Source organism: Stutzerimonas xanthomarina DSM 18231 (assembly GCF_900129835.1).
GTDB classification, from domain to species: Bacteria; Pseudomonadota; Gammaproteobacteria; order Pseudomonadales; family Pseudomonadaceae; genus Stutzerimonas; species Stutzerimonas xanthomarina.
In genome coordinates this window covers 573041-593219 of record NZ_FQXA01000001.1, presented here as the reverse complement: position 1 = coordinate 593219, position 20179 = coordinate 573041, and the positions used below count along the sequence as shown (strand labels likewise).

The window sequence follows — 20179 nt, the reverse complement described above, 5'->3', positions numbered from 1 at the left end:
AGTCGCTATGGGTGATCGGCACGATTATGTCGCCCTGGAGTGGGTGAAAGGCGAAATTGCCGAAACGCTGAAGCAGGCACGGCAGGCCTTGGAAGCGTTCGTCGAAAACCCGCAAGACTCGACGCGGATGCGCTTCTGTCTGACCTACGTGCATCAGGTGCAAGGCACCTTGCAGATGGTTGAATTCTACGGCGCTGCACTGCTTGCCGAGGAAATGGAGCAGCTTGCCCGTGCGCTGTTGGACGAAAGCGTCGCCAGCCAGACCGAAGCGCTTGAAGTACTCATGCAGGCGATTCTGCAGATGCCGGTTTATCTGGATCGTATCCAGAGTGCTCGGCGCGATCTGCCCATGGTTGTGCTGCCGCTGCTCAACGATCTCCGGGCGGCGCGTGGCGAGAAGCTGTTATCCGAAACCAGTCTGTTTTCACCAAACATGTCCGCGCGGGCGCCGGCCTTATCGGGCGAGTTTTTGGCGCAGCGGCAGACCGAGGATTTGCCAGGTCTGTTGCGAAAGCTACGGCAGATGCTGCAAGTCGCCTTGGTCGGAGTCATTCGCAATCAGGATCTAGCTACTAATTTAAGCTACATGGCGCGAGTATTCGCGCGTCTGGAAATGCTTTGTAAGGATGCACCTTTGGGCGCGCTGTGGCAGATCGCGTCCGGTGTGGTCGAGGGGCTGGCCAGTGGCGCTGTCGCAAATGGCACCACGGTTCGGAACCTGTTACGCCAGGTCGACAAAGAGCTGAAGCGTCTGGTTACGCAGGGCGCTGAGGGCATCAATCAGGCAGCTCCTGACGAGCTGACCAAGAATCTTCTTTTCTATATCGCCAAGGCGCCTGCCCAATCGCCGCGCATCCAGGCGTTGAAGGCTGAGTACAGCCTGGATGATGCGTTACCCGACAGCACTCTGGTCGATGAAGAGCGGGCACAGCTGGCGGGGCCGGATCGCGGCGCCATGCGCTCGGTTGTGGCTGCGTTGTGCGAGGAGCTGGTTCGGGTCAAGGATAGCCTGGACCTGTTCGTACGCAGCGACCGTATGAGCCTCGCCGAGGTGGGTGCACTGCAGCCGCCGCTGAAGCAGATTGCCGATACGCTCGCCGTGCTCGGTTTCGGTCAGCCACGGCGGATCATTCTGGAGCAGATCAGTCTGGTTGAAGCCTTGGCCAATGGGCAGCAGGAGCCTGACGACGCGGCGTTGATGGATGTCGCGGGTGCCCTGTTGTATGTCGAGGCGACGCTCTCCGGCATGGTTGGCGGTACTGCGGTCGAGCATCGAGGCGAAGAAAGTCACCTCCCGACCACCGATGTCGGTCAGATTCATCGCTTGGTTATCCGCGAGGCGCGTACGGGACTGGAGCAGGCGAAAGACGCGATTATCGAGTTCATTGCCTCCCAATGGAACCATCAGCATCTGGCCCGCGTTCCTGAGCTGCTGACCCAATCCCGTGGCGGACTGGCAATGGTTCCTCTTGCCCGCGCCGCGGCGTTGCTGGATGCCTGTAACCGCTACATCGAGGAACAGTTGCTCGCGAAGCAGGCGATTCCGGACTGGCAAAGCCTGGATACGCTTGCTGATGCAATAACCAGCGTCGAGTACTACCTCGAGCGTCTCAGCGAAGATTGCGGCTCGCAGGGCGACCTGATTCTTGACGTCGCCGAAGAGAGTTTGCAGGCGTTGGGCTATCCGCTCAGCGTGCAGCCTTCGAGTGAGGTTGAAGAAACCAACTCTGAGACCGCTTTTGAACTGTCCGATCCGCTCGATGAAATCGAGGTGCTGTCCTTCGAGCCAGCTCCGGAGTTCGAGCCTGCCCTTGAGATACACGACCAGCGCTCGACCCGATCAGACTTACCGCAGACTGAACTGCATTCGTCAGCGCATGCCGAGTTGACCGGCCAAGATGGGTTGGGTGACGACGATGTGACCGAGGCTGAAGCGTTCGACTGGTCTGGAGAGACCATTGAACTGACTGAGCCAGAAGCCACGCAAGCAAATATCGCTGGGACGCAGAACGTTACGCGCGACTCCGAAGGGCTGCCTACCAGTGGTTCGCTGGGCTACGAGGTGGAGTGGAGCGAAGCTGAAATGGCGGCGCTCGATATGCCTGAAGTCGTGCTGCCCGGCCCGATGGCGCAGTCGGTTCCCGACGAACCGGCGATGACCATGCAAGACGTAATGGCTGCGCCTGTTACTGCGATCAATCCTCCGGCGCGGGATGTTCCACCGAGTCTGCTGCCGCCTCCTGAAGGTGAGGAAGCAATCGACGATGACTTGCTCGAAGTGTTCATCGAAGAAGCAGCCGAGGTTCTCGAAACCATTACCGAGTACCTGCCACGCTGGTGTGAAGACCCTTCGGACAAGGGCGCGCTTGGCGAGGTGCGGCGCGCCTTCCACACACTGAAGGGAAGCGGGCGCATGGTCCGCGCGTTGGTTATTGGCGAACTAGCCTGGGCTGTCGAAAACCTGCTCAATCGGGTTCTTGACCGCAGCATTGATATAGGCGAGCCGGTCAAGAAGCTGGTGAGTGATGTGGTAGCGCTGATGCCAGTACTGGTCGAAGAGTTCGCCGCCAAGGCACAACGCCAGCGCGACGATGTTGATCGCTTGGCTGCCACCGCCCACGCTTTGGCCCGAGGGCAATTACCCGAACCTGACCCGGAGGGCGATGTCGCGCTTGCGGAGCCGGCCCGGGAAGAAGTGAGTGAAGACGTACTGGATCCGCAGTTGCTGGAGATATTCCGCAATGAGGCTGAGGCGCATCTGGCTACACTCGTCGACTTTCTCGCCGATTGCGCGCAACGCCTACCGCAACCAGTAACCGACCCTTTACAGCGTGCGCTGCACACCCTCAAGGGTAGCGCCCATATGGCCGGAATTCTGCCAATGGCGGAAATCGCCACGCCATTGGAAAGGATGGTCAAGGAATTCAAGGCCAACCTGATTCAGATGGATATGGCCGAGGCTGAGCTTCTACACACCGCAGAGCAGTTGCTCAGACGCGGGCTGGAAAATCTCGAGCATAAGCCGCTGGCGGCAATCGAGGGAGCCGAAGAGTTCATTGCTCGCGTGCATGAGTTGCATCAGGCCCGACTGGCGGATGCCGGTGAGCGAGGTGACAGAGAGCACGGCGAGCCACGCGACCCTGGCATGATTGCCCTGTTTCTGTCGGAAGGCATGAACATCCTGCTTGACGCTGAAGCGCTTCTGCAGAGTTGGCGCGAGCATCCTGCCGAGCGGCAGGAATTGACCGCGCTGTTGGAAGAATTGACGACGCTGGGTCTTGGCGCCCAGATGGCCGAGTTGCCACAGATCGACACGCTGTGTCAGGTGCTACTTGATCTCTATGCCGTTGTGCAGGAAGGCCGTCTAGCAGTCAGCGCTCGGTTCTTCGACGACGTTGAACAGGCACATGAAGCCCTGGTCGGCATGATGGATCAGGTCGCGGCAGGTCTGCAGGTGACCGGCCAGCCCGAGCTCGTGGCCAGGCTTGAGAATTTGCTTGCCGAGGCGATTGATCCGCTTACGTTGGAACAGCTGGCCGACGGAATCTCCGCAGAGACCTATGCCACTGTTGCTTCGGCAGAAAGTGCCCCCGAGCCTCTAGCCGAAGCCGAAGCCGAAGCCGAAGCCGAAGCCTGGCCTGTCGAGCCTGTCTTGGAGAACGAGCTGGACGAAGAGATGGTCGAGATTTTTCTCGACGAAGCCGTCGACCTGCTAGAGAGCGCTGGCGGTGCACTGGAGCGCTGGCTAGGAGACCCGTCTAACCAGTTGGCGTTATCGGCCTTGCTGCGCGACTTGCATACACTCAAAGGCGGCGCGCGCATGGCTGAAATTCGGCCGATTGGCGATTTGGCGCATGAGCTCGAAACGCTCTATGAAGGGCTTTCAGACGGGCGCTACGTTCACACGAATGACCTCGCCACGCTGTTACTACGCAGCCATGATCAGCTAGCGGTGCAACTCGAGCAGCTGCAGGCGCACCATCCAATGGATGCCGCTATGCGGCTCATCGAGCAGATTCGCGCGTATCGGCAAGGTGTTGCGCCGAGCTTCGACCCGGCTGTTTCGTCCGACGACGAAATGCCAATGGCCGAAGAGGCCCCGCAGGGAGAGCTCATTGCCGATGCGCCTGAGCAGCTTGACGACACTTTGAGTGGGCTTGATACGGACTCCGATGGCCTTGGTGCGACCCTTCCAGCGGACGATGCGCTCGTGTTTGAAGCGTTGGATCAGCCATTGGCGCAGGTTGCCGCGGAGCTTTCTGAAGAGCCCGAAGAGCCCGAATCAGCCGAGTCGCAGGAGCTAACCCCGGCGGCCAAGTCTGGCAAGACCGGAGAGGGCCGTTGGGAAAGCCGAGATCCCGAGCTGGTCGAGATCTTCCTTGATGAAGGCTTCGACATCATCGAGCGTGCCGGAGCATCGCTTCAGCGTTGGATGGAAGATGTCGACAATAGCTTTGAAATTGAAGCGCTGCAGCGGGATCTGCATACCTTGAAAGGCGGCGCGCGGATGGCCGATATCCGTGAGATCGGCGATCTAGCCCATGAACTGGAGTATCTGTACGAGGGACTCTGCGCTGGTCACTACCGCGCCAGCGAGACTTTGTTCACCCTGCTACAGACCTGTCATGACCGGCTCGCGGCGATGCTCGATGCCGTACGCGCATTCCGCGAACTGCCGGACGGACAAGACCTGATCGCGACCATTCAGCGATTCCGGGCGAACCCTGAAGAGCAGTTGAGCATGCCCAGCAGCGTTGCTTTGAAGGCAGCGGAGGAGGCTGCTCAAGATGCCGCCGAAGCTGAGATTCTGGACATTTTCGTCGAGGAAGCGGACGAGCTACTGGAGGAAATGGAGACCGCTCTCGGGCGCTGGGAAGCCACACGAGATAGCGCGGGACCCCTGGCCGACATGATGCGTGTGCTCCATACGCTGAAGGGCGGTGCGCGGTTGGCGGCGCAAGGTCGCCTTGGCGATATGGCGCACGACCTGGAACAGCGTCTCAGCGAGGCGCAGCTGCAGGATAACCCGTGGACTGACAGTCTGTTCATGGATGTGCAGGGCGGCTATGACGCGTTGCTCAAAGAGGTCGAGTCGATGCGCTCGCGGCTTATAGCTGAGCCTGAATTTGCAACAGACCGAAAGCTGCAGGAAAGCCAGCCGGACGACTACGCTGAGTCGTCGGTGATCATGCTCGAAACCCCTATTGTAGCCGCCAGCGCTCAGGCTACGGTCAACAGCTCGCCGGCCAAGGTCCTGCCATTCATCCGGCGCGCTGAACAGGCCGCACTGGATGCTGCATCACGCCGCGCACCGCAGGAGCTGGTGAAAGTACCTGCTGAGCTCTTGGAAGGATTGGTCAACCTGGCGGGCGAAACCTCGATTTTCCGCGGACGGGTCGAGCAGCAGGTCAGTGACGTTGGCTTCACGTTGAGCGAGATGGAAGCCACCATCGAACGCGTACGCGACCAGCTGCGGCGGCTGGATACCGAGACCCAGGCGCAGATTCTCAGCCGCTATCAGGCCGAGGCGGAGCGTGCGGGATACGACGATTTCGATCCGCTGGAAATGGACCGTCACTCGCAGCTGCAGCAGCTGTCACGGGCATTATTCGAGTCCGCATCTGACCTGCTGGACCTGAAGGAAACCCTGGCCGCACGTAATCGCGACGCCGAAACCCTGCTGTTGCAGCAGGCGCGGGTCAACACGGAACTGCAGGAAGGCCTCATGCGCACCCGCATGGTTCCCTTCGATCGCTTGGTGCCGCGGTTGCGCCGCATCGTTCGTCAGGTGGCTGGTGAGCTGGGTAAACAGGTCGAATTCCATGTCGGCAACGCCACGGGTGAAATGGACCGCAGTGTGCTTGAGCGTATCGTTGCGCCGCTGGAGCACATGCTGCGCAATGCCGTTGACCACGGAATTGAGGTAGGCACCAAGCGTGTTGCGGCCGGCAAGCCCGAGCACGGCAACATTCGTCTGGATCTGAGCCGCGAGGGCGGCGATATCGTTCTGGCGTTGAGCGATGACGGAGCGGGTATTAATCTCGAAGCGGTCCGCCGCAAGGCGATTGAGCGCGGCTTGATGCAGCCCGGTAGTGAACTATCGGACCATGATGTGCTGCAGTTCATCCTGGAGGCGGGATTCTCCACGGCCGAACAGGTGACCCAAATATCCGGGCGTGGCGTCGGTATGGATGTGGTGCACTCTGAAGTCAAGCAGCTCGGTGGCTCCATGAGCATCGAGTCGACGCTTGGCAAAGGAACACGCTTCCTGATCCGCCTGCCATTTACCGTGTCGGTCAACCGGGCGCTGATGGTGTACTCCGGTGAGGATCTGTATGCGATCCCGCTGAACACAATCGAAGGTATCGTGCGTGTATCGCCGTACGAACTCGAGGCCTATTACCAGCCTGGGGCGTCGCGCTTCGAATACGCTGGCCAGACCTATGAGTTGCGCTACCTTGGCGAGCTGCTGAACAACGGTCACCGACCCAAGCTGGTCGGGCAAAGCTTGCCATTACCGGTGATCCTGGTGCGTTCGAACGAGCACAGTGTGGCGGTACAGGTCGATAGCCTCGCCGGCTCCCGCGAAATTGTGGTGAAGGGACTGGGTCCACAGTTTGCCACGGTCCCGGGTATTTCCGGCGCGACCATCCTCGGCGATGGTCGGGTGGTGGTGATCCTTGACCTGCTCGCGACGATTCGAGTCCTGCATGCGCACCTGCTTACCCAGCAGCAGCCATTGCGCCTCTTGGGCGACGAGGAACAGGCAGAGGTTGAAGTCGATCGGCCGACCTTGGTGATGGTGGTGGACGACTCGGTGACTGTGCGTAAGGTCACCAGCCGCCTCCTCGAGCGGAACGGAATGAACGTGCTGACGGCCAAGGACGGTGTCGACGCGATTACACAGCTGCAGGAGCGTAAGCCGGACATCATTCTGCTGGACATCGAGATGCCGCGAATGGATGGCTTCGAAGTGGCAACGCTGGTGCGCCACGATGAGCATCTGAAGGACCTGCCAATCATCATGATCACTTCGCGAACCGGTGATAAACACCGGGATCGGGCCATGGCCATTGGCGTCAACGAGTATCTGGGCAAGCCCTATCAGGAGTCGCTGCTGCTTGAGGCGATCCAGCAGTTGGTCACACGTCATGAGTGAAGTCAGTCTCGCCCGCATCGGGGTGATCGCAGACACCTCGCTGCAACGTCATGTGCTGCAGCAGGCCCTGAGCGCAAACGGTTATACCGTCGTACTCAATTGCGACCCGGCACGGATTCAGGAAGCCGACCTCATGGCGGCGCAAGCTGACCTGTGGCTTGTCGACCTGGCGCAGACGGAAGACTCCCCGCTGGTCAATGCCTTGCTCGAGCGGGACAGCTGTCCGGTGCTGTTCGGCGAGGGGCACGCGCCGGAGCGGCACTCCGAGCATTATCCGCGCTGGGAACGGCGCATGTTTGGCAAGCTGAAGCGGTTGGTCGGCGACCCTTCCCGGGTAGTGGGCCCGCGTCTAGAAGTGCTTCGCGGAGAAGCGGAACGTGCCACTCGCCTGACGTTGCCTGGCGCGCTACTGGCTGCGGCTGATTCGGTGTCCGGCGAGCCCGCTCGCGAGGTGTGGTTGTTGGCTGCGTCGCTGGGCGGCCCCGAGGCGGTAAAAGCTTTTCTCGATGCCCTGCCGGTAGGGCTGCCGGTTGGCTTTGTCTACGCCCAGCATATCGAGGCAAGCTTCGAGTCGGCCCTGTCGCAAGCGGTGGGGCGGCACAGTGAGTGGAGCGTCAATCAAAGCCGGGCAAACGACTCGATTCGTTGTGGCGAAGTAGTGGTGGCACCTGTCGGCGAAGAAATGCGCTTTGGCAAGGACGGCGCCATGCTGCTCTCCGGGCGCAGCTGGCCGGAGCCTTACAGTCCGTCGGTGGATCAGATGATGCTCAATCTGGCTCAGCAGTTCGGTAACCGCTGCGGTGCCATCGTCTTCAGCGGCATGGGCAGCGATGGCAGTGCTGCAGCCGCTTATGTTCTGCGTCAGGGCGGCAGGGTCTGGACTCAGCGTGCCGACTCCTGCGTCTGCTCGAGCATGCCCGACAGCCTGCGCGAGGGCGGCTATAGCTCGCTCAGCGGCGATCCGCGCGAACTGGCTCAGGCTATGGTCAATCACTTTGCGCAGCAGGCCAGCCGGCCTGTTGCCGCTCTGCAACTGGATAATCCATGAGCCAACCCGCTATTACTCAAGATACCTCTACCAGCCTGACGGGGCTGCTGGTTCCCTTGGTCGACCGTACGCTGCTGTTACCCAACGTTGCGGTTGCCGAGCTGATTCCATATCGTGCTCCTAACTCAGCGCACGGTAACCCATCCTGGTTTCTCGGGCAGGTGTCCTGGAGAGACCTGACATTGCCCCTTCTGTCGTTCGAGGCGGCATCCGGCGGTCAACCTGAAACGGGCTCAAGGGCACGTGTAGCCGTGCTCAACGCGTTGGGCGGCCGCGATCACGTCAAATTCATCGCATTGCTCGTTCAGGGCATTCCGCGCTCGGTCAAGGTTGATCCAAGCTTGGCGCGCTCGGACGTCACACTGGCGCCTCTGGAGTTGGACGCGGTCAATCTCGGCGACGTTCAGGCGCGCATACCGGACCTCATCGCGCTGGAGCAGAAACTGGCGGATGCTGGCCTGATCTGAGTAGGGTCAAGCCGGTGGTGCCGAAAGCCGCCTGGTCAGCCACCATCCGTATTTCACTCAGGCGCCAGGCTGGAAATCGCCCCAAAGGTGCTGCGCGAGACTAAGTGCCACCGCTGGTGCGGTCTCGGTGCGTAGCACTCGTGGTCCAAGTCGGGCCGGTTGAAATCCGACGCTACCCGCCTGCCCGATCTCCGCGTCATTCAAGCCACCTTCGGGGCCGATGAGAAACGCTAACGTCGCTGGTGGCTTATGTGCCGACAGCGGTTCAGCCACCGGGTGCAAGACCAGCTTCAATTCCGCTTCCAGCTTGATCCACTCCTGTAGCGGTGTTGGCGGATGGATGATCGGAATGACCGAACGACCGCACTGCTCGCACGCGCTTATGGCGATCTGACGCCAGTGAGTCAGGCGCTTATCGGCCCGCTCATCCTTCAGGCGGACTTCACAGCGCTCGCTAATGATCGGTGTGATCTCCGCAGCCCCTAGCTCGGTCGCTTTCTGGATTGCCCAGTCCATCCGTTCGCCCCGCGACAGGCCCTGGCCGAGATGAATGTGCAACTTCGACTCCGGCAGCCCGGCGAATTGTTCCCGCAGTGTTACCGCCACCTGCTTCTTGCCCACCTCGGCGAGTTCGCCGCGATATTCCGTGCCGCTGCCATCAAAGAGCTGTACAGCTGCACCAACGTTCAGCCGTAGTACTCGGCTAATGTAATGAGCGGAGGCCTCCGGTAGCTGCTGGAGGCCAAGCGATAATGGCGTGTCGATGAAAAAGCGGGAAAGGCGCATGGCTGGCTACGGGATAGAAAGAGAGAGGGAGTTTAATGGCCAACCGGGCGCGCCGGTAACCTCAACCGGTTAACCGGGATCACGAAATTCATCCGGCGCGCCTGCTGGGACCGTAACGCTGATAGCTGCTCGTGTCGCAATGTCGATGCCCTCGGTTGCCACCTCGGCAAGAAATTCGATCTGTTCCTCAGTAATGGTGTACGGCGGTAGAAAGTACACAACGCTACCCAGCGGGCGCAGCAGCGCGCCTCGCTGTAGCGCGTGTTGGTAGACCTTTAGCCCGCGACGCTCCTGCCATGGGTAAGGCGTCTTGCTGGCTCGGTCCTGGACCATTTCGATGGCGAGCGCCATTCCGGTCTGGCGTACCTCAGCAACCTTCGGATGATCGCTTAGGTGAGCCGTGGCTGTTTTCATGCGTGCTGCCAGTCGCTTGTTGGCTTTGATGACATTGTCTTGCTCGAAGATGTCCAGCGTGGCCAATGCCGCTGCGCAGGCCAGCGGGTTGCCGGTATAGGTATGCGAATGAAGGAAGGCGCGCAAGGTAGCGTAGTCGTCGTAAAAAGCCTGGTACAGCTTGTCTGTAGTCAGCACCGCTGCCATCGGCAGGTAGCCGCCGGTCAAGGCTTTGGACAAGCAGAGGAAATCCGGCGTGATGCCGGCCTGCTCACAGGCAAACATGGTGCCGGTGCGGCCGAAGCCAACCGCGATCTCGTCATGGATAAGGTGCACATCGTAGCGGTCGCAGGCCTCGCGCAGCAGCCTGAGATAGATCGGATGGTACATGCGCATACCGCCTGCACCCTGAATCAGGGGTTCGACGATCACCGCAGCAATCTCGCTATGATGCTCGGCCAGCGTCTGTTCCATATGGGCGAACATGGTGCGCGAATGTTCTTCCCAACTGACGCCCTCGGGGCGCAGGTAGCAATCCGGGCTCGGGACCTTGAAGGTGTCCAACAAGAGCGGCTTATAGGTGTCGGTGAACAGCGCGACATCGCCCACAGACATGGCGGCAACCGTTTCGCCGTGGTAGCTGTTGGTCAGGGTGACGAATCGCTGCTTGTCCGAGCGTCCGATATTGCGCCAGTAGTGGAAGCTCATCTTCAGCGCAACTTCGATGCCGGTCGATCCATTGTCGGTGTAGAACACTCGATCAAGGCCGGCAGGCGTGATGCTTACCAGTCGCTCCGACAGTTCGACGACCGGCTGATGACTGAAGCCGGCAAGCATGACGTGTTCGAGCTGATCGAGTTGGTCTTTAATGCGTTGATTGATGCGTGGGTTGGAATGCCCGAACACATTGACCCACCAGGAGCTGACGGCGTCCAGATAGCGCTTCCCGTCGAAGTCCTCGAGCCACACACCGTCGCCGCGCCGGATCGGGATCAGCGGAAGTTGTTCGTGATCTTTCATCTGGGTGCAGGGGTGCCAGAGCACGGATAGGTCACGCTGCATCCAGCTGTCGTTCAGGCTCATCATTGCTCCTTGGCATAGGCGTCGGCGCAGCCTAGCAGAAACAGCACGGCGGTCCGTTCAACGGAAGCGGATCTATCTACCAGGCCGATATTTTGAAACGAAAAAATGCGATTCATTTCGATCTGTTAGCCGTTAGGCTAAGCGCGTTCATCATTTGGGGCTTCAGCGATGCAATGGCGGAATTCTTCCAGTAACTACGGTCTGGTCAGTATCACGATGCACTGGGTGGTGGCGGTCGCTGTTGTAGTGCTGTTCGCGCTGGGTTATTGGATGGTCGGGCTGACTTATTACAGCAGCTGGTATCGGACCGCACCGGACGTACATAAGAGCATCGGCCTGCTCCTGCTGGCCTTGATGGTCCTGCGCGTCATTTGGCGCTTCCTCAATCGTGGGCCAGCGCCACTCGCGAACCACGGGCAAATGACACGGCTGGCGACCAAGGTGGGTCATGGCGTTCTATACCTCGGCCTGTTCGCGGTCATGATCTCCGGATACCTCATATCCACCGCGGATGGCCGCAGCATCAGCGTGTTCGGCTGGTTTGAAGTGCCTGCGCTGGTCACCTCGATTCCCGATCAGGAAGACATAGCCGGCCTGATCCACGAATACCTCGCCTGGGGGCTGGTGATCTTCTCCGGTCTGCATGCCCTGGCGGCTCTGAAGCACCATTTCATCGATCGCGACTCGACGCTCAAACGAATGTTCGGACGCGCCGATGCCTGACAAACCTCAAAAGGAGTATTCCATGTTGAAAAAACGCTTTGCTGCACTGGCCCTGGGCTCGATGATGCTTGCTGGCCAGGCGCTTGCCGCTGACTACGCGATCGACACCAAAGGCCAGCATGCCTTCGTCAATTTCAAGATCAGCCACCTTGGTTACAGCTGGCTGTGGGGTTCGTTCAAGGAGTTTGACGGCAGTTTCAGCTTCGATGCCGAGAAGCCAGAAGCTAGCAGCGTGAAGGTCACGTTGCAGACTGACAGCGTCTTTTCCAACCATGCCGAGCGTGACAAGCATCTGCGCAGCGAAGATTTCCTGAACGTCTCTGAGCACCCAACGGCGACTTTCGAGTCCACTTCAGTCAAGCCAACCGGCGATGGCGCTGCTGATATCACCGGCGACCTGACACTAAATGGTGTTACCAAGCCCGTGGTCATCGCGGCCAAGTTCCTCGGCGAAGGCAAGGATCCATGGGGCGGCTATCGTGCAGGCTTCGAAGGTACAACGACGCTCAAACTGAAAGATTTCGACATCAAGATGGACTTGGGTCCAGCTTCGCAGACTGTTGATCTGATCATCTCGGTGGAAGGCGTGCGTCAGTAAGCAAATGCAGCTCATCGGGCGCCGGCGTAAGCCGGCGTTCTGGTTTCTGCAGCTCCTGCTACTGTCGTTTTCGAGAAGCCGGGCTGGTCACTCGACTGGCTTGTGCGATCAGCACAATAGAGCACTGGAGCGGTGATCGACTGTTTACAGACAGTCTTGAATGTAAGTATATTCCTCGCATTCTGCCATTCGAGTCCGCCCGGGCTGCTCTGCCCTGGGCTACCTGTTCAAGAGGTCGCTTTCGATGTCTATAAAGTCAGCCCGTGCTGCTGTGCTCAGTTTCTCTATTGCTGCGGCACTGCTCAGCGGTTGCCAGGAAGAACAAGCGGCGGCGCCGGCAGAGCAGCCGGCTCCTCAGGTAGGCATTGTGACGCTCGGGGCCGAGCCGTTCGAGTTGACGACGGAACTGCCAGGCCGAACCACAGCCTTCCGCGTCGCCGAAGTCCGTCCGCAGGTAAACGGGATTATTCAGAAGCGCCTGTTTAACGAAGGCAGCGAAGTGAAAAAGGGACAGCAGCTCTATCAGATTGATCCGGCGGTCTACGAGGCTGCCTTGAAAAGCGCTCAGGCGAAGCAGGCCTCGGCCAGGTCGCTGTCGGATCGCTATGCGTTGCTGGTCGAGGAGCAGGCGGTAAGCCAGCAGGCCCATGATGAGGCTCGGGCCGCGTCGTTGCAGGCACAGGCCGAGCTCGAGCGGGCGAAAATTGATCTGCGTTATACCAAGGTACTGGCGCCCATCTCCGGACGCATCGGCCGCTCTGCTGTGACAGAGGGTGCGCTGGTCAGTAATGGCCAGGCGCAGGAACTGGCGACTATCCAGCAACTTGATCCGATCTATGTCGATGTGACCCAGCCGGTGCAGGATCTGATTGCCCTGCGGCGTGATCTGGAAAGCGGCCGGCTGCAGCAGGCCAGTGACAGCGCGGCGAAGGCTCGTTGATCCTATCAGACGGTTCCGAGTATCCGCATGACGGCACGCTGGAAGTTGCCGAGGTGGCCGTAGACGAAGGCACGGGCTCGGTCACCATCCGCGCCAAGTTCCCAAACCCTGAAAAAAACCTGCTGCCCGGAATGTTTGTCCATGCGCGGCTGCTCGCGGGTGTACGTGAGCAGGCTTTGCTGGTGCCTCAGCAAGGCGTTACCCGCAACGCTCGTGGCGAGCCGACGGCGATGGTGGTGGGTGCCGACAACAAGGTCGAGCTGCGCAAGATCAAGACCGAGCGCGCAGTGGGCAATCGCTGGCTGGTCAGCGAAGGCCTGCAGCCAGGTGATCGCGTGATCACCGAAGGCCTGCAGTTCATTCGCCCTGGTGTTGAGGTCAACCCGCAGCCAGCCGGTAATGTCCAGCCGGCCGGGCAGAGCGGTGCTCAGGCTGGCACAGCCGCTGCTGGCCAAAAGGAATAACCAGACATGTCCAAGTTCTTCATCGATCGGCCAATCTTCGCCTGGGTAATTGCTCTGGTGCTGATGCTCGCCGGTGCGCTGGCGGTCCTTAATCTGCCAGTCAACCAATATCCGAGCATCGCACCGCCGAACGTATCGATATCGGTCAACTATCCGGGCGCTTCGGCGCGGACCGTCCAGGACACCGTCGTTCAAGTCATCGAGCAGCAGCTCAATGGCCTCGATGGGCTGCGCTACATCTCCTCGGAAAGCAACTCCGATGGCAGCATGAGCATCAACGTGACGTTCGAGCAGGGCACCAACCCTGACATCGCCCAGGTGCAGGTCCAGAACAAGCTGCAGCTCGCCACCCCGTTGCTGCCCCAGGCAGTTCAGCAACAGGGCATACGTGTGTCGAAATCGGCGCGCAACTTCCTGATGGTCGTGGCGCTGGTGTCGAAGGATGGACAGCAGACCAACTTCGACCTGGCCAACTACATCGTCGCCAACGTGCAGGACCCCATCTCGCGTACGCCGGGTGTCGGTGACTTCCAGGTGTTCGGCGCGCAGTACGCCATGCGCATCTGGCTCGACCCGGCCAAACTGCAACAGTACCAGCTGACGGCAGTGGACGTCCGGTCCGCGGTACAGGAGCAGAACGTTCAGGTTTCATCCGGCCAGCTTGGCGGCTTGCCGGCTGTAGAAACGCAGCAGCTCAACGCCACGATCATTGGCAAGACACGCCTGGAGACGCCGGAACAGTTCGAAAGGATTTTGCTGAAGGTCAATGCTGACGGATCACAGGTACGCCTGCGCGATGTCGCAAAAGTTGAGCTCGGTGCCGAAAGCTATGCGATCCGCGCCGAATATAACGGCCGTCCAGCAGCGGGCTTGGGGATACGTCTTGCCGCAGGCGGCAATGCACTCGATACCGCAAATGCGGTGCGCGCAACCATTTCCGAGCTGGAGCCCTTCTTCCCGCCGGGCGTCGAGGTGGTTTACCCCTACGACACCACACCGGTGATCTCGGCCTCCATTGAAGGCGTTGTGCATACGCTGATTGAAGCTTTCGTGCTCGTGTTTCTGGTGATGTTCCTGTTCCTGCAGAACCTGCGGGCGACGCTGATCCCGACGCTGGCTGTGCCCGTGGTGATCCTCGGCACCTTTGCGGTCCTGCTGACATTCGGCTACAGCATTAATACGCTGACGATGTTCGCTATGATTCTGGCCATTGGCTTGCTCGTGGACGATGCGATCGTAGTGGTGGAGAACGTCGAACGGGTGATGCGCGAGGAGGGGCTTTCCGCACGGGAGGCCACTCGCAAGTCGATGGGCCAGATACAGAGCGCGCTGGTGGGTATCGGCGTGGTGCTTTCCGCCGTGCTGTTGCCGATGGCGTTCTTTGGTGGCTCCACTGGGGTTATCTACCGGCAATTCTCGATCACCATCGTCTCGGCCATGGTGCTCTCGGTGCTGGTCGCGCTGATCTTCACGCCGGCGCTGTGCGCGACCATTCTCAAGCCGCACAGCGGCGATCACGAGGGCAAGCGCGGTTTCTTCGGCTGGTTCAACCGCACCTTCGAGCGCGGCACGCTGCGCTACGAGCGTGGCGTGGTCGCTGTGCTGCGGCGCAAACTGCCCTACCTGCTTATGTATCTGGTCATCGTTGGCATCATGATCTGGATGTTCACGCGCATTCCTACTGCGTTCCTTCCAGAGGAGGACCAGGGTGTGTTGTTCGCCCAGGTTCAGACACCGGCTGGTTCGACCGCGAATCGGACTCAGGAGGTCGTCGAGCAGATGCGCGATTATCTGCTGACTGAGGAGGGCGAGACGGTCCGCTCGGTATTCACCATTACCGGCTTCAACTTCGCCGGTCGTGGCCAGAGCTCAGGTATGGCCTTCATCATGCTCAAACCCTGGGAAGAGCGGACTGAGCCTGGGCAGGGCGTATTCGACCTGGCGGAGCGTGCGCAGGGCTACTTCTTCAGCCTTCGTGACGCCATGGTGTTCGCCTTCGCGCCGCCTGCGGTCATGGAGTTGGGCAATGCCACCGGTTTCGACGTGTATCTGCAGGATCAGGCTGGGCTTGGTCATGAAGCGCTGACCAAGGCTCGCGACCAGTTCATGCAGCTCGCCTCCGAGGACCCGACGCTCACCGGTGTTCGCTTCAACGGGATGCGTGACGAGCCGCAGTATCGGCTGATCATTGACGATGAAAAAGCGCGTGCGCATCAGGTCTCGCTTGCGGCGATCAACGATTCACTCTCCATTGCCTGGGGCTCGAGCTACGTCAATGACTTCATCGATCGGGGTCGGGTCAAGCGTGTCTACATGCAGGGCGAGCCGACCTCGCGGATGAATCCGGAGGACCTTGGGAAGTGGTACGTGCGTAACGCTGAGGGCGAGATGGTGCCGTTCACCGCCTTTGCCACGGGAGAGTGGACTTATGGCCCACCAAAGCTGACGCGTTTCAATGGCGTGCCGGCGATGGAAATTCTGGGCGCGGCTGCACCAGGTTACAGCTCCGGCGAGGCCATGGCAGCGGTTGAGCGGATCGCCGAACAGTTGCCGGCGGGCATCGGTTACTCATGGACGGGGCAGTCTTATGAGGAACGTTTGTCCGGGTCGCAGGCACCGGCGCTCTATGCGTTGTCGCTGCTGGTGGTATTCCTTGCCCTCGCGGCACTGTACGAAAGCTGGTCGGTTCCGCTCTCTGTCATGCTGGTTGTGCCGTTGGGCATTGTCGGTGCGCTGGCCTTCACCATGGGCCGCGGATTGTCGAACGACGTCTTCTTCCAGGTCGGGCTGCTTACCACTGTAGGCTTGTCGGCGCGTAACGCGATCCTGATCGTCGAGTTCGCCAAGACCCTGCATGAGCAAGGCATGACACTGACCGCTGCCGCGATTGAAGCCTGCCGTATTCGTTTGCGTCCTATCGTGATGACGTCCCTGGCGTTCATGCTCGGCGTGCTCCCGCTGGCAATCTCCAGCGGGGCGGGCGCAGGCAGTAAGCATGCAATCGGTACCGGCGTGATCGGCGGCATGCTCAGCGCCATGGTGTTGGCCATTTTTTGGGTGCCGCTGTTCTATGTCCTGGTGTCGTCGCTGGGTAAGCGAAAAAAAGCCGGCGATGACGAGCAAAACGGGGAGGCGCAATGAACAAGTCACTACTGAGCCTGGCACTGATGGCAGCATTGAGCGGTTGCTCGTTAATGCCGGATTACCAGCGGCCTGGCGCACCTACGGCTGCCAGCTGGCCAGAGGGTGAGGCTTACATCGGTTCTGCCAGTGCGGCGAAAGGGGCGCAGATGGAGATGGACTGGCAGACCTTTTTCAAGGATCCGGCGCTGCGTCAGTTGATCACCGTGGCGCTGGAGAACAACCGCGACCTCCGTATCGCGGCGCTGAACGTCGATGCCTATCGCGCCCTTTACCGCGTACAGCGAGCCGATGTACTGCCGCTGGTAAGTGGCGACGCAGCCGGCAGTCGTACTCGAACGCCGGGTGATCTGAACCAGACCGGCGAAAGCGCCATCAGCAGCCAATACAGTGCGACGCTCGGGGTGTCCTGGGAGCTTGATCTGTTCGGGCGCCTGGGCAGTCTGCGCGAACAGGCATTGCAGGAGTACTTCGCCACGGAAGCGGCGCAGCGGAGCACGCAGGTCAGCCTGATTGCCAGCGTTGCCAACGCCTGGCTGACCTTGCAGGCCGATCAGGCTCTGCTACAGGTGAGCCGTGACACGCTGAAAACTTATGAGGAGAGTCTCTCGCTTACTCAGCGCAGCTTCGATGTTGGCGTAGCCTCAGCACTCGAATTGAGCCAGGCGCGCAGCGCAGTCGATACCGCACGAGTCGGGATCGAGCGTTATACCCGCCAGGTGGCCCAGGATCGCAACGCCCTGACGCTGCTGCTTGGTCGCAATATTCCGCTGGAGTTGCCGGCTGATGGTCGGCTGGAGCGCGACCTGCTGGCGGCGGTTCCGGTGGGGCTGCCGTCGGACCTGCTCTATAAACGTCCGGATATCATTCAAGCTGAATACCAGCTGCGTGCTGCCAACGCGAATATCGGCGCGGCGAGGGCGGCGTTCTTTCCGCGCATCAGCCTCACCGGTGCGGTGGGTACTGCGAGCAGTGAGCTGTCCGGGCTGTTCGATGGCGGCTCCAGCTACTGGAACTTCGCCCCGAGCATCAGTGTGCCGATCTTCAACGCCGGGCAGCTGCGTGCCAACCTCGACTATGCCGAGATCAGCCGCAACATCCAGGTGGCGCAGTACGAGCAGGCAATCCAGACAGCCTTCCGTGAAGTGGCGGACGGACTGGCCGCTCAGGCCACCTACGTTCGCCAGGTGCAGGCTCAGCGCGATCTGCTGGAGACCAGTGAGGACTATTACCGCCTTGCCGAACGCCGTTACCGCACCGGGATAGACAGCTACCTGACCCTCCTCGACGCACAGCGGCAGCTGTTCGAAGTTCAGCAGCAATTCATCAGCGACCGTCTGGCGCAGATGGTCAGCGAGGTCGAGCTGTTCAAGGCATTGGGCGGCGGTTGGGACGCCCAGGGCGAGGCTATCCCAGGGCAGGGTTGAGGATGTTTTGCGGCGCTTGCCGTGGTTCGATGATGTTCTTGCCGAGCTAACGCTCTAACAAAAACGCCGCCTCTGAGGGCGGCGTTCTTGTTTATGCTACGTTTTCAGCGGTTGCGGGTCAGCAATGCCGGCTTCTCACCACGAGGCTTGGTCGGAAGCTGTTCCAACTGCTCAATGCTGGGCAGTCGGTCCAGCTTCGACTCCTTGTGGATGATGACCGGCTGCTTTTCCTTCGGCTTCTCCGCCATGTCTCGACGGGCCCCACCGCTATCGCCGTCGATGCGGCGTCCTTCATTCTTGCGGCGTGGCTGACCGCCACGGGCCGATTGGCCCTGGCGCTTGCCTTTGCCCTGAGCGCCTGCTCCGGCAGTGCCGCTGCGTGGAGCTGCCGCGGCACGTGGCTGGCTACCGGGTTGAGCCGGGGCGCCGGGGCGACGGCCACGCCCCTGCTTGTTCTGGTAGGGGCTGACATAGTCGACGCTATTGCCGAAATTATCGACTTCGTCATCAAGAAATACGTCCGGAGCGCGATCGCTCGGCAGGCGAGGCGGACGGCTCACTGGCGCCGCAGCCGTCTGCTCTGCCGAGCCCGGCGCAGGACGCGCATTGCGCGGCTTGTTGCGTCCACGACGGTTGCGGTCTCCCGCTTTCGGCTCGCTGGCTGCAGCTTCGGTGGTTTTGGCGGCGCGCTCGCCGCGAGGTTTGCGTTCACTGTTGCGAGCAGGACGTGGCTGGCGCGGCTCACGGACTTCCGGCTTTTCCGCTTCGATTGTGCTGGCGTCGAAGCCCAGCAAATCGCCGTCCGGAATCTTCTGCTTGGTCATCCGCTCGATGCCCTTGAGCAGCTTTTCCTCGTCGGGTGCAACCAGCGAAATCGCTTCACCGCTGCGGCCAGCCCGACCGGTACGCCCGATCCGGTGAACGTAATCTTCCTCAACGTTCGGCAGCTCGAAGTTGACCACGTGAGGCAGTTGATCGATATCCAGGCCGCGCGCGGCGATATCGGTGGCGACCAGGATACGTACCTGGTTGGCCTTGAAATCCGCCAGCGCCTTGGTACGCGCGTTCTGGCTTTTGTTGCCGTGAATCGCGACGGCAGGCAGGCCGTGCTTGTCGAGGTATTCAGCCAGGCGGTTGGCGCCATGCTTGGTGCGGGTGAACACCAGCACCTGTTCCCAGGCGCCCTGAGTAATCAGGTGGGCCAGCAGGGCGCGCTTGTGTGTAGCGGGCAGGCGGAATACCCGTTGCTCGATACGCTCGACTGTCGTGTTGGGCGGGGTGACCTGGATTTTTTCCGGCTCGTGCAGCAGCTTGCTGGCGAGGTCGGTGATGTCCTTGGAGAAAGTCGCCGAGAACAGCAGGTTCTGGCGCTTGGTCGGCAGCTTGGCCAGTACCTTCTTGACGTCATGGATAAAGCCCATGTCGAGCATGCGGTCGGCTTCGTCGAGGACCAGAATTTCGACATGCGACAGATCGACGGCTTTCTGGTTGGCCAGGTCGAGCAAACGGCCAGGGCAGGCGACGAGCACGTCGAGACCCTTAGCAATCGCCTGAACCTGTGGGTTCATGCCTACGCCGCCGAAGATGACCGCACTTTTCAGCGGCAGATCGCGGGCGTAGACCTTGAAGCTGTCATGAACCTGGGCGGCCAGTTCGCGCGTTGGCGTCAGTACCAGTACGCGCGGCTGGCGTGGACCGTGACGGTGTTCGCGATCGGGATGGCCACCCGGGAAGAGAATTTCGAGAACGGGGAGCGCGAAACCACCGGTCTTACCGGTTCCCGTCTGTGCAGCGACCATCAGGTCGCGGCCTTGCAACACGGCGGGGATGGCCCGCTGTTGCACGGGTGTAGGCTGGGTGTAACCGGCGGCCTCGACGGCACCGGCCAAAGCCTCGGAGAGACCGAGGGAAGCAAAGGACATGAGTAATCCTGTCTTGTATAGGGCGATG

At 60.6% G+C, this 20179-nt stretch carries 10 protein-coding genes and 1 pseudogene; 8 read left to right on the top strand and 3 right to left on the bottom strand.

Annotated features, from left to right (window positions below):
* Nucleotides 1-7: 7 nt before the first annotated feature.
* From BUE09_RS02645 to BUE09_RS02635, 3 genes are read left to right on the top strand one after another with little or no spacing between them, the layout of a single operon-like run.
* On the top strand, nucleotides 8-7159 hold the full coding sequence (locus BUE09_RS02645; protein ID WP_073299159.1) for an Hpt domain-containing protein: 7152 nt from the start codon (nucleotides 8-10) through the stop codon (nucleotides 7157-7159).
* Nucleotides 7152-8207 (top strand): chemotaxis protein CheB, encoded by a 1056-nt coding sequence (locus BUE09_RS02640; RefSeq protein WP_073299158.1) that lies wholly within the window; start codon nucleotides 7152-7154, stop codon nucleotides 8205-8207. The genes BUE09_RS02645 and BUE09_RS02640 overlap by 8 nt, the downstream gene beginning before the upstream one ends.
* A complete protein-coding gene (locus tag BUE09_RS02635; RefSeq protein ID WP_073299157.1) occupies nucleotides 8204-8674 on the top strand; it encodes a chemotaxis protein CheW in 471 nt (156 codons plus the stop codon). The genes BUE09_RS02640 and BUE09_RS02635 overlap by 4 nt, the downstream gene beginning before the upstream one ends.
* A gap of 57 nt (nucleotides 8675-8731) precedes the next feature.
* On the opposite strand, the gene BUE09_RS02630 is transcribed toward BUE09_RS02635, so the two are convergent.
* Both BUE09_RS02630 and BUE09_RS02625 read right to left on the bottom strand, forming a co-directional pair.
* Nucleotides 8732-9460 (bottom strand): 16S rRNA (uracil(1498)-N(3))-methyltransferase, encoded by a 729-nt coding sequence (locus tag BUE09_RS02630; protein WP_073299156.1) that lies wholly within the window; start codon nucleotides 9458-9460, stop codon nucleotides 8732-8734.
* Nucleotides 9461-9529: 69 nt separating this feature from the next.
* Nucleotides 9530-10936 carry an adenosylmethionine--8-amino-7-oxononanoate transaminase gene (locus BUE09_RS02625; protein ID WP_073299155.1) on the bottom strand — a complete coding sequence of 469 codons (1407 nt, stop codon included), beginning with the start codon at nucleotides 10934-10936 and terminating at the stop codon, nucleotides 9530-9532.
* Between the two features lie 168 nt (nucleotides 10937-11104).
* Between BUE09_RS02625 and BUE09_RS02620 the strand changes: the two genes are divergently transcribed.
* The 5 genes and pseudogenes from BUE09_RS02620 (at nucleotide 11105) to adeC (ending at nucleotide 18229) form a co-directional block, all read left to right on the top strand.
* On the top strand, nucleotides 11105-11659 hold the full coding sequence (locus tag BUE09_RS02620) for a cytochrome b (protein WP_073299154.1): 555 nt from the start codon (nucleotides 11105-11107) through the stop codon (nucleotides 11657-11659).
* A gap of 22 nt (nucleotides 11660-11681) precedes the next feature.
* Nucleotides 11682-12257, top strand: a complete 576-nt coding sequence (locus BUE09_RS02615; protein WP_073299153.1) for a YceI family protein — start codon at nucleotides 11682-11684, stop codon at nucleotides 12255-12257.
* Nucleotides 12258-12501: 244 nt separating this feature from the next.
* Nucleotides 12502-13661, top strand: a pseudogene (locus BUE09_RS02610) (efflux RND transporter periplasmic adaptor subunit).
* 6 nt (nucleotides 13662-13667) lie between these two features.
* Nucleotides 13668-16802 (top strand): efflux RND transporter permease subunit, encoded by a 3135-nt coding sequence (locus BUE09_RS02605; protein ID WP_073299152.1) that lies wholly within the window; start codon nucleotides 13668-13670, stop codon nucleotides 16800-16802.
* Nucleotides 16799-18229, top strand: a complete 1431-nt coding sequence (adeC, locus tag BUE09_RS02600) for an AdeC/AdeK/OprM family multidrug efflux complex outer membrane factor (RefSeq protein WP_073299151.1) — start codon at nucleotides 16799-16801, stop codon at nucleotides 18227-18229. Before BUE09_RS02605 ends, adeC begins: the two co-directional genes overlap by 4 nt.
* A 104-nt stretch (nucleotides 18230-18333) precedes the next feature.
* Here adeC and rhlE2 read toward each other — a convergent pair whose 3' ends face one another.
* Entirely contained in the window at nucleotides 18334-20151 is a 1818-nt protein-coding gene (gene rhlE2 / locus BUE09_RS02595) for an RNA helicase RhlE2 (protein WP_073299150.1), read from the bottom strand.
* Between the last annotated feature and the right edge of the window lie 28 nt (nucleotides 20152-20179).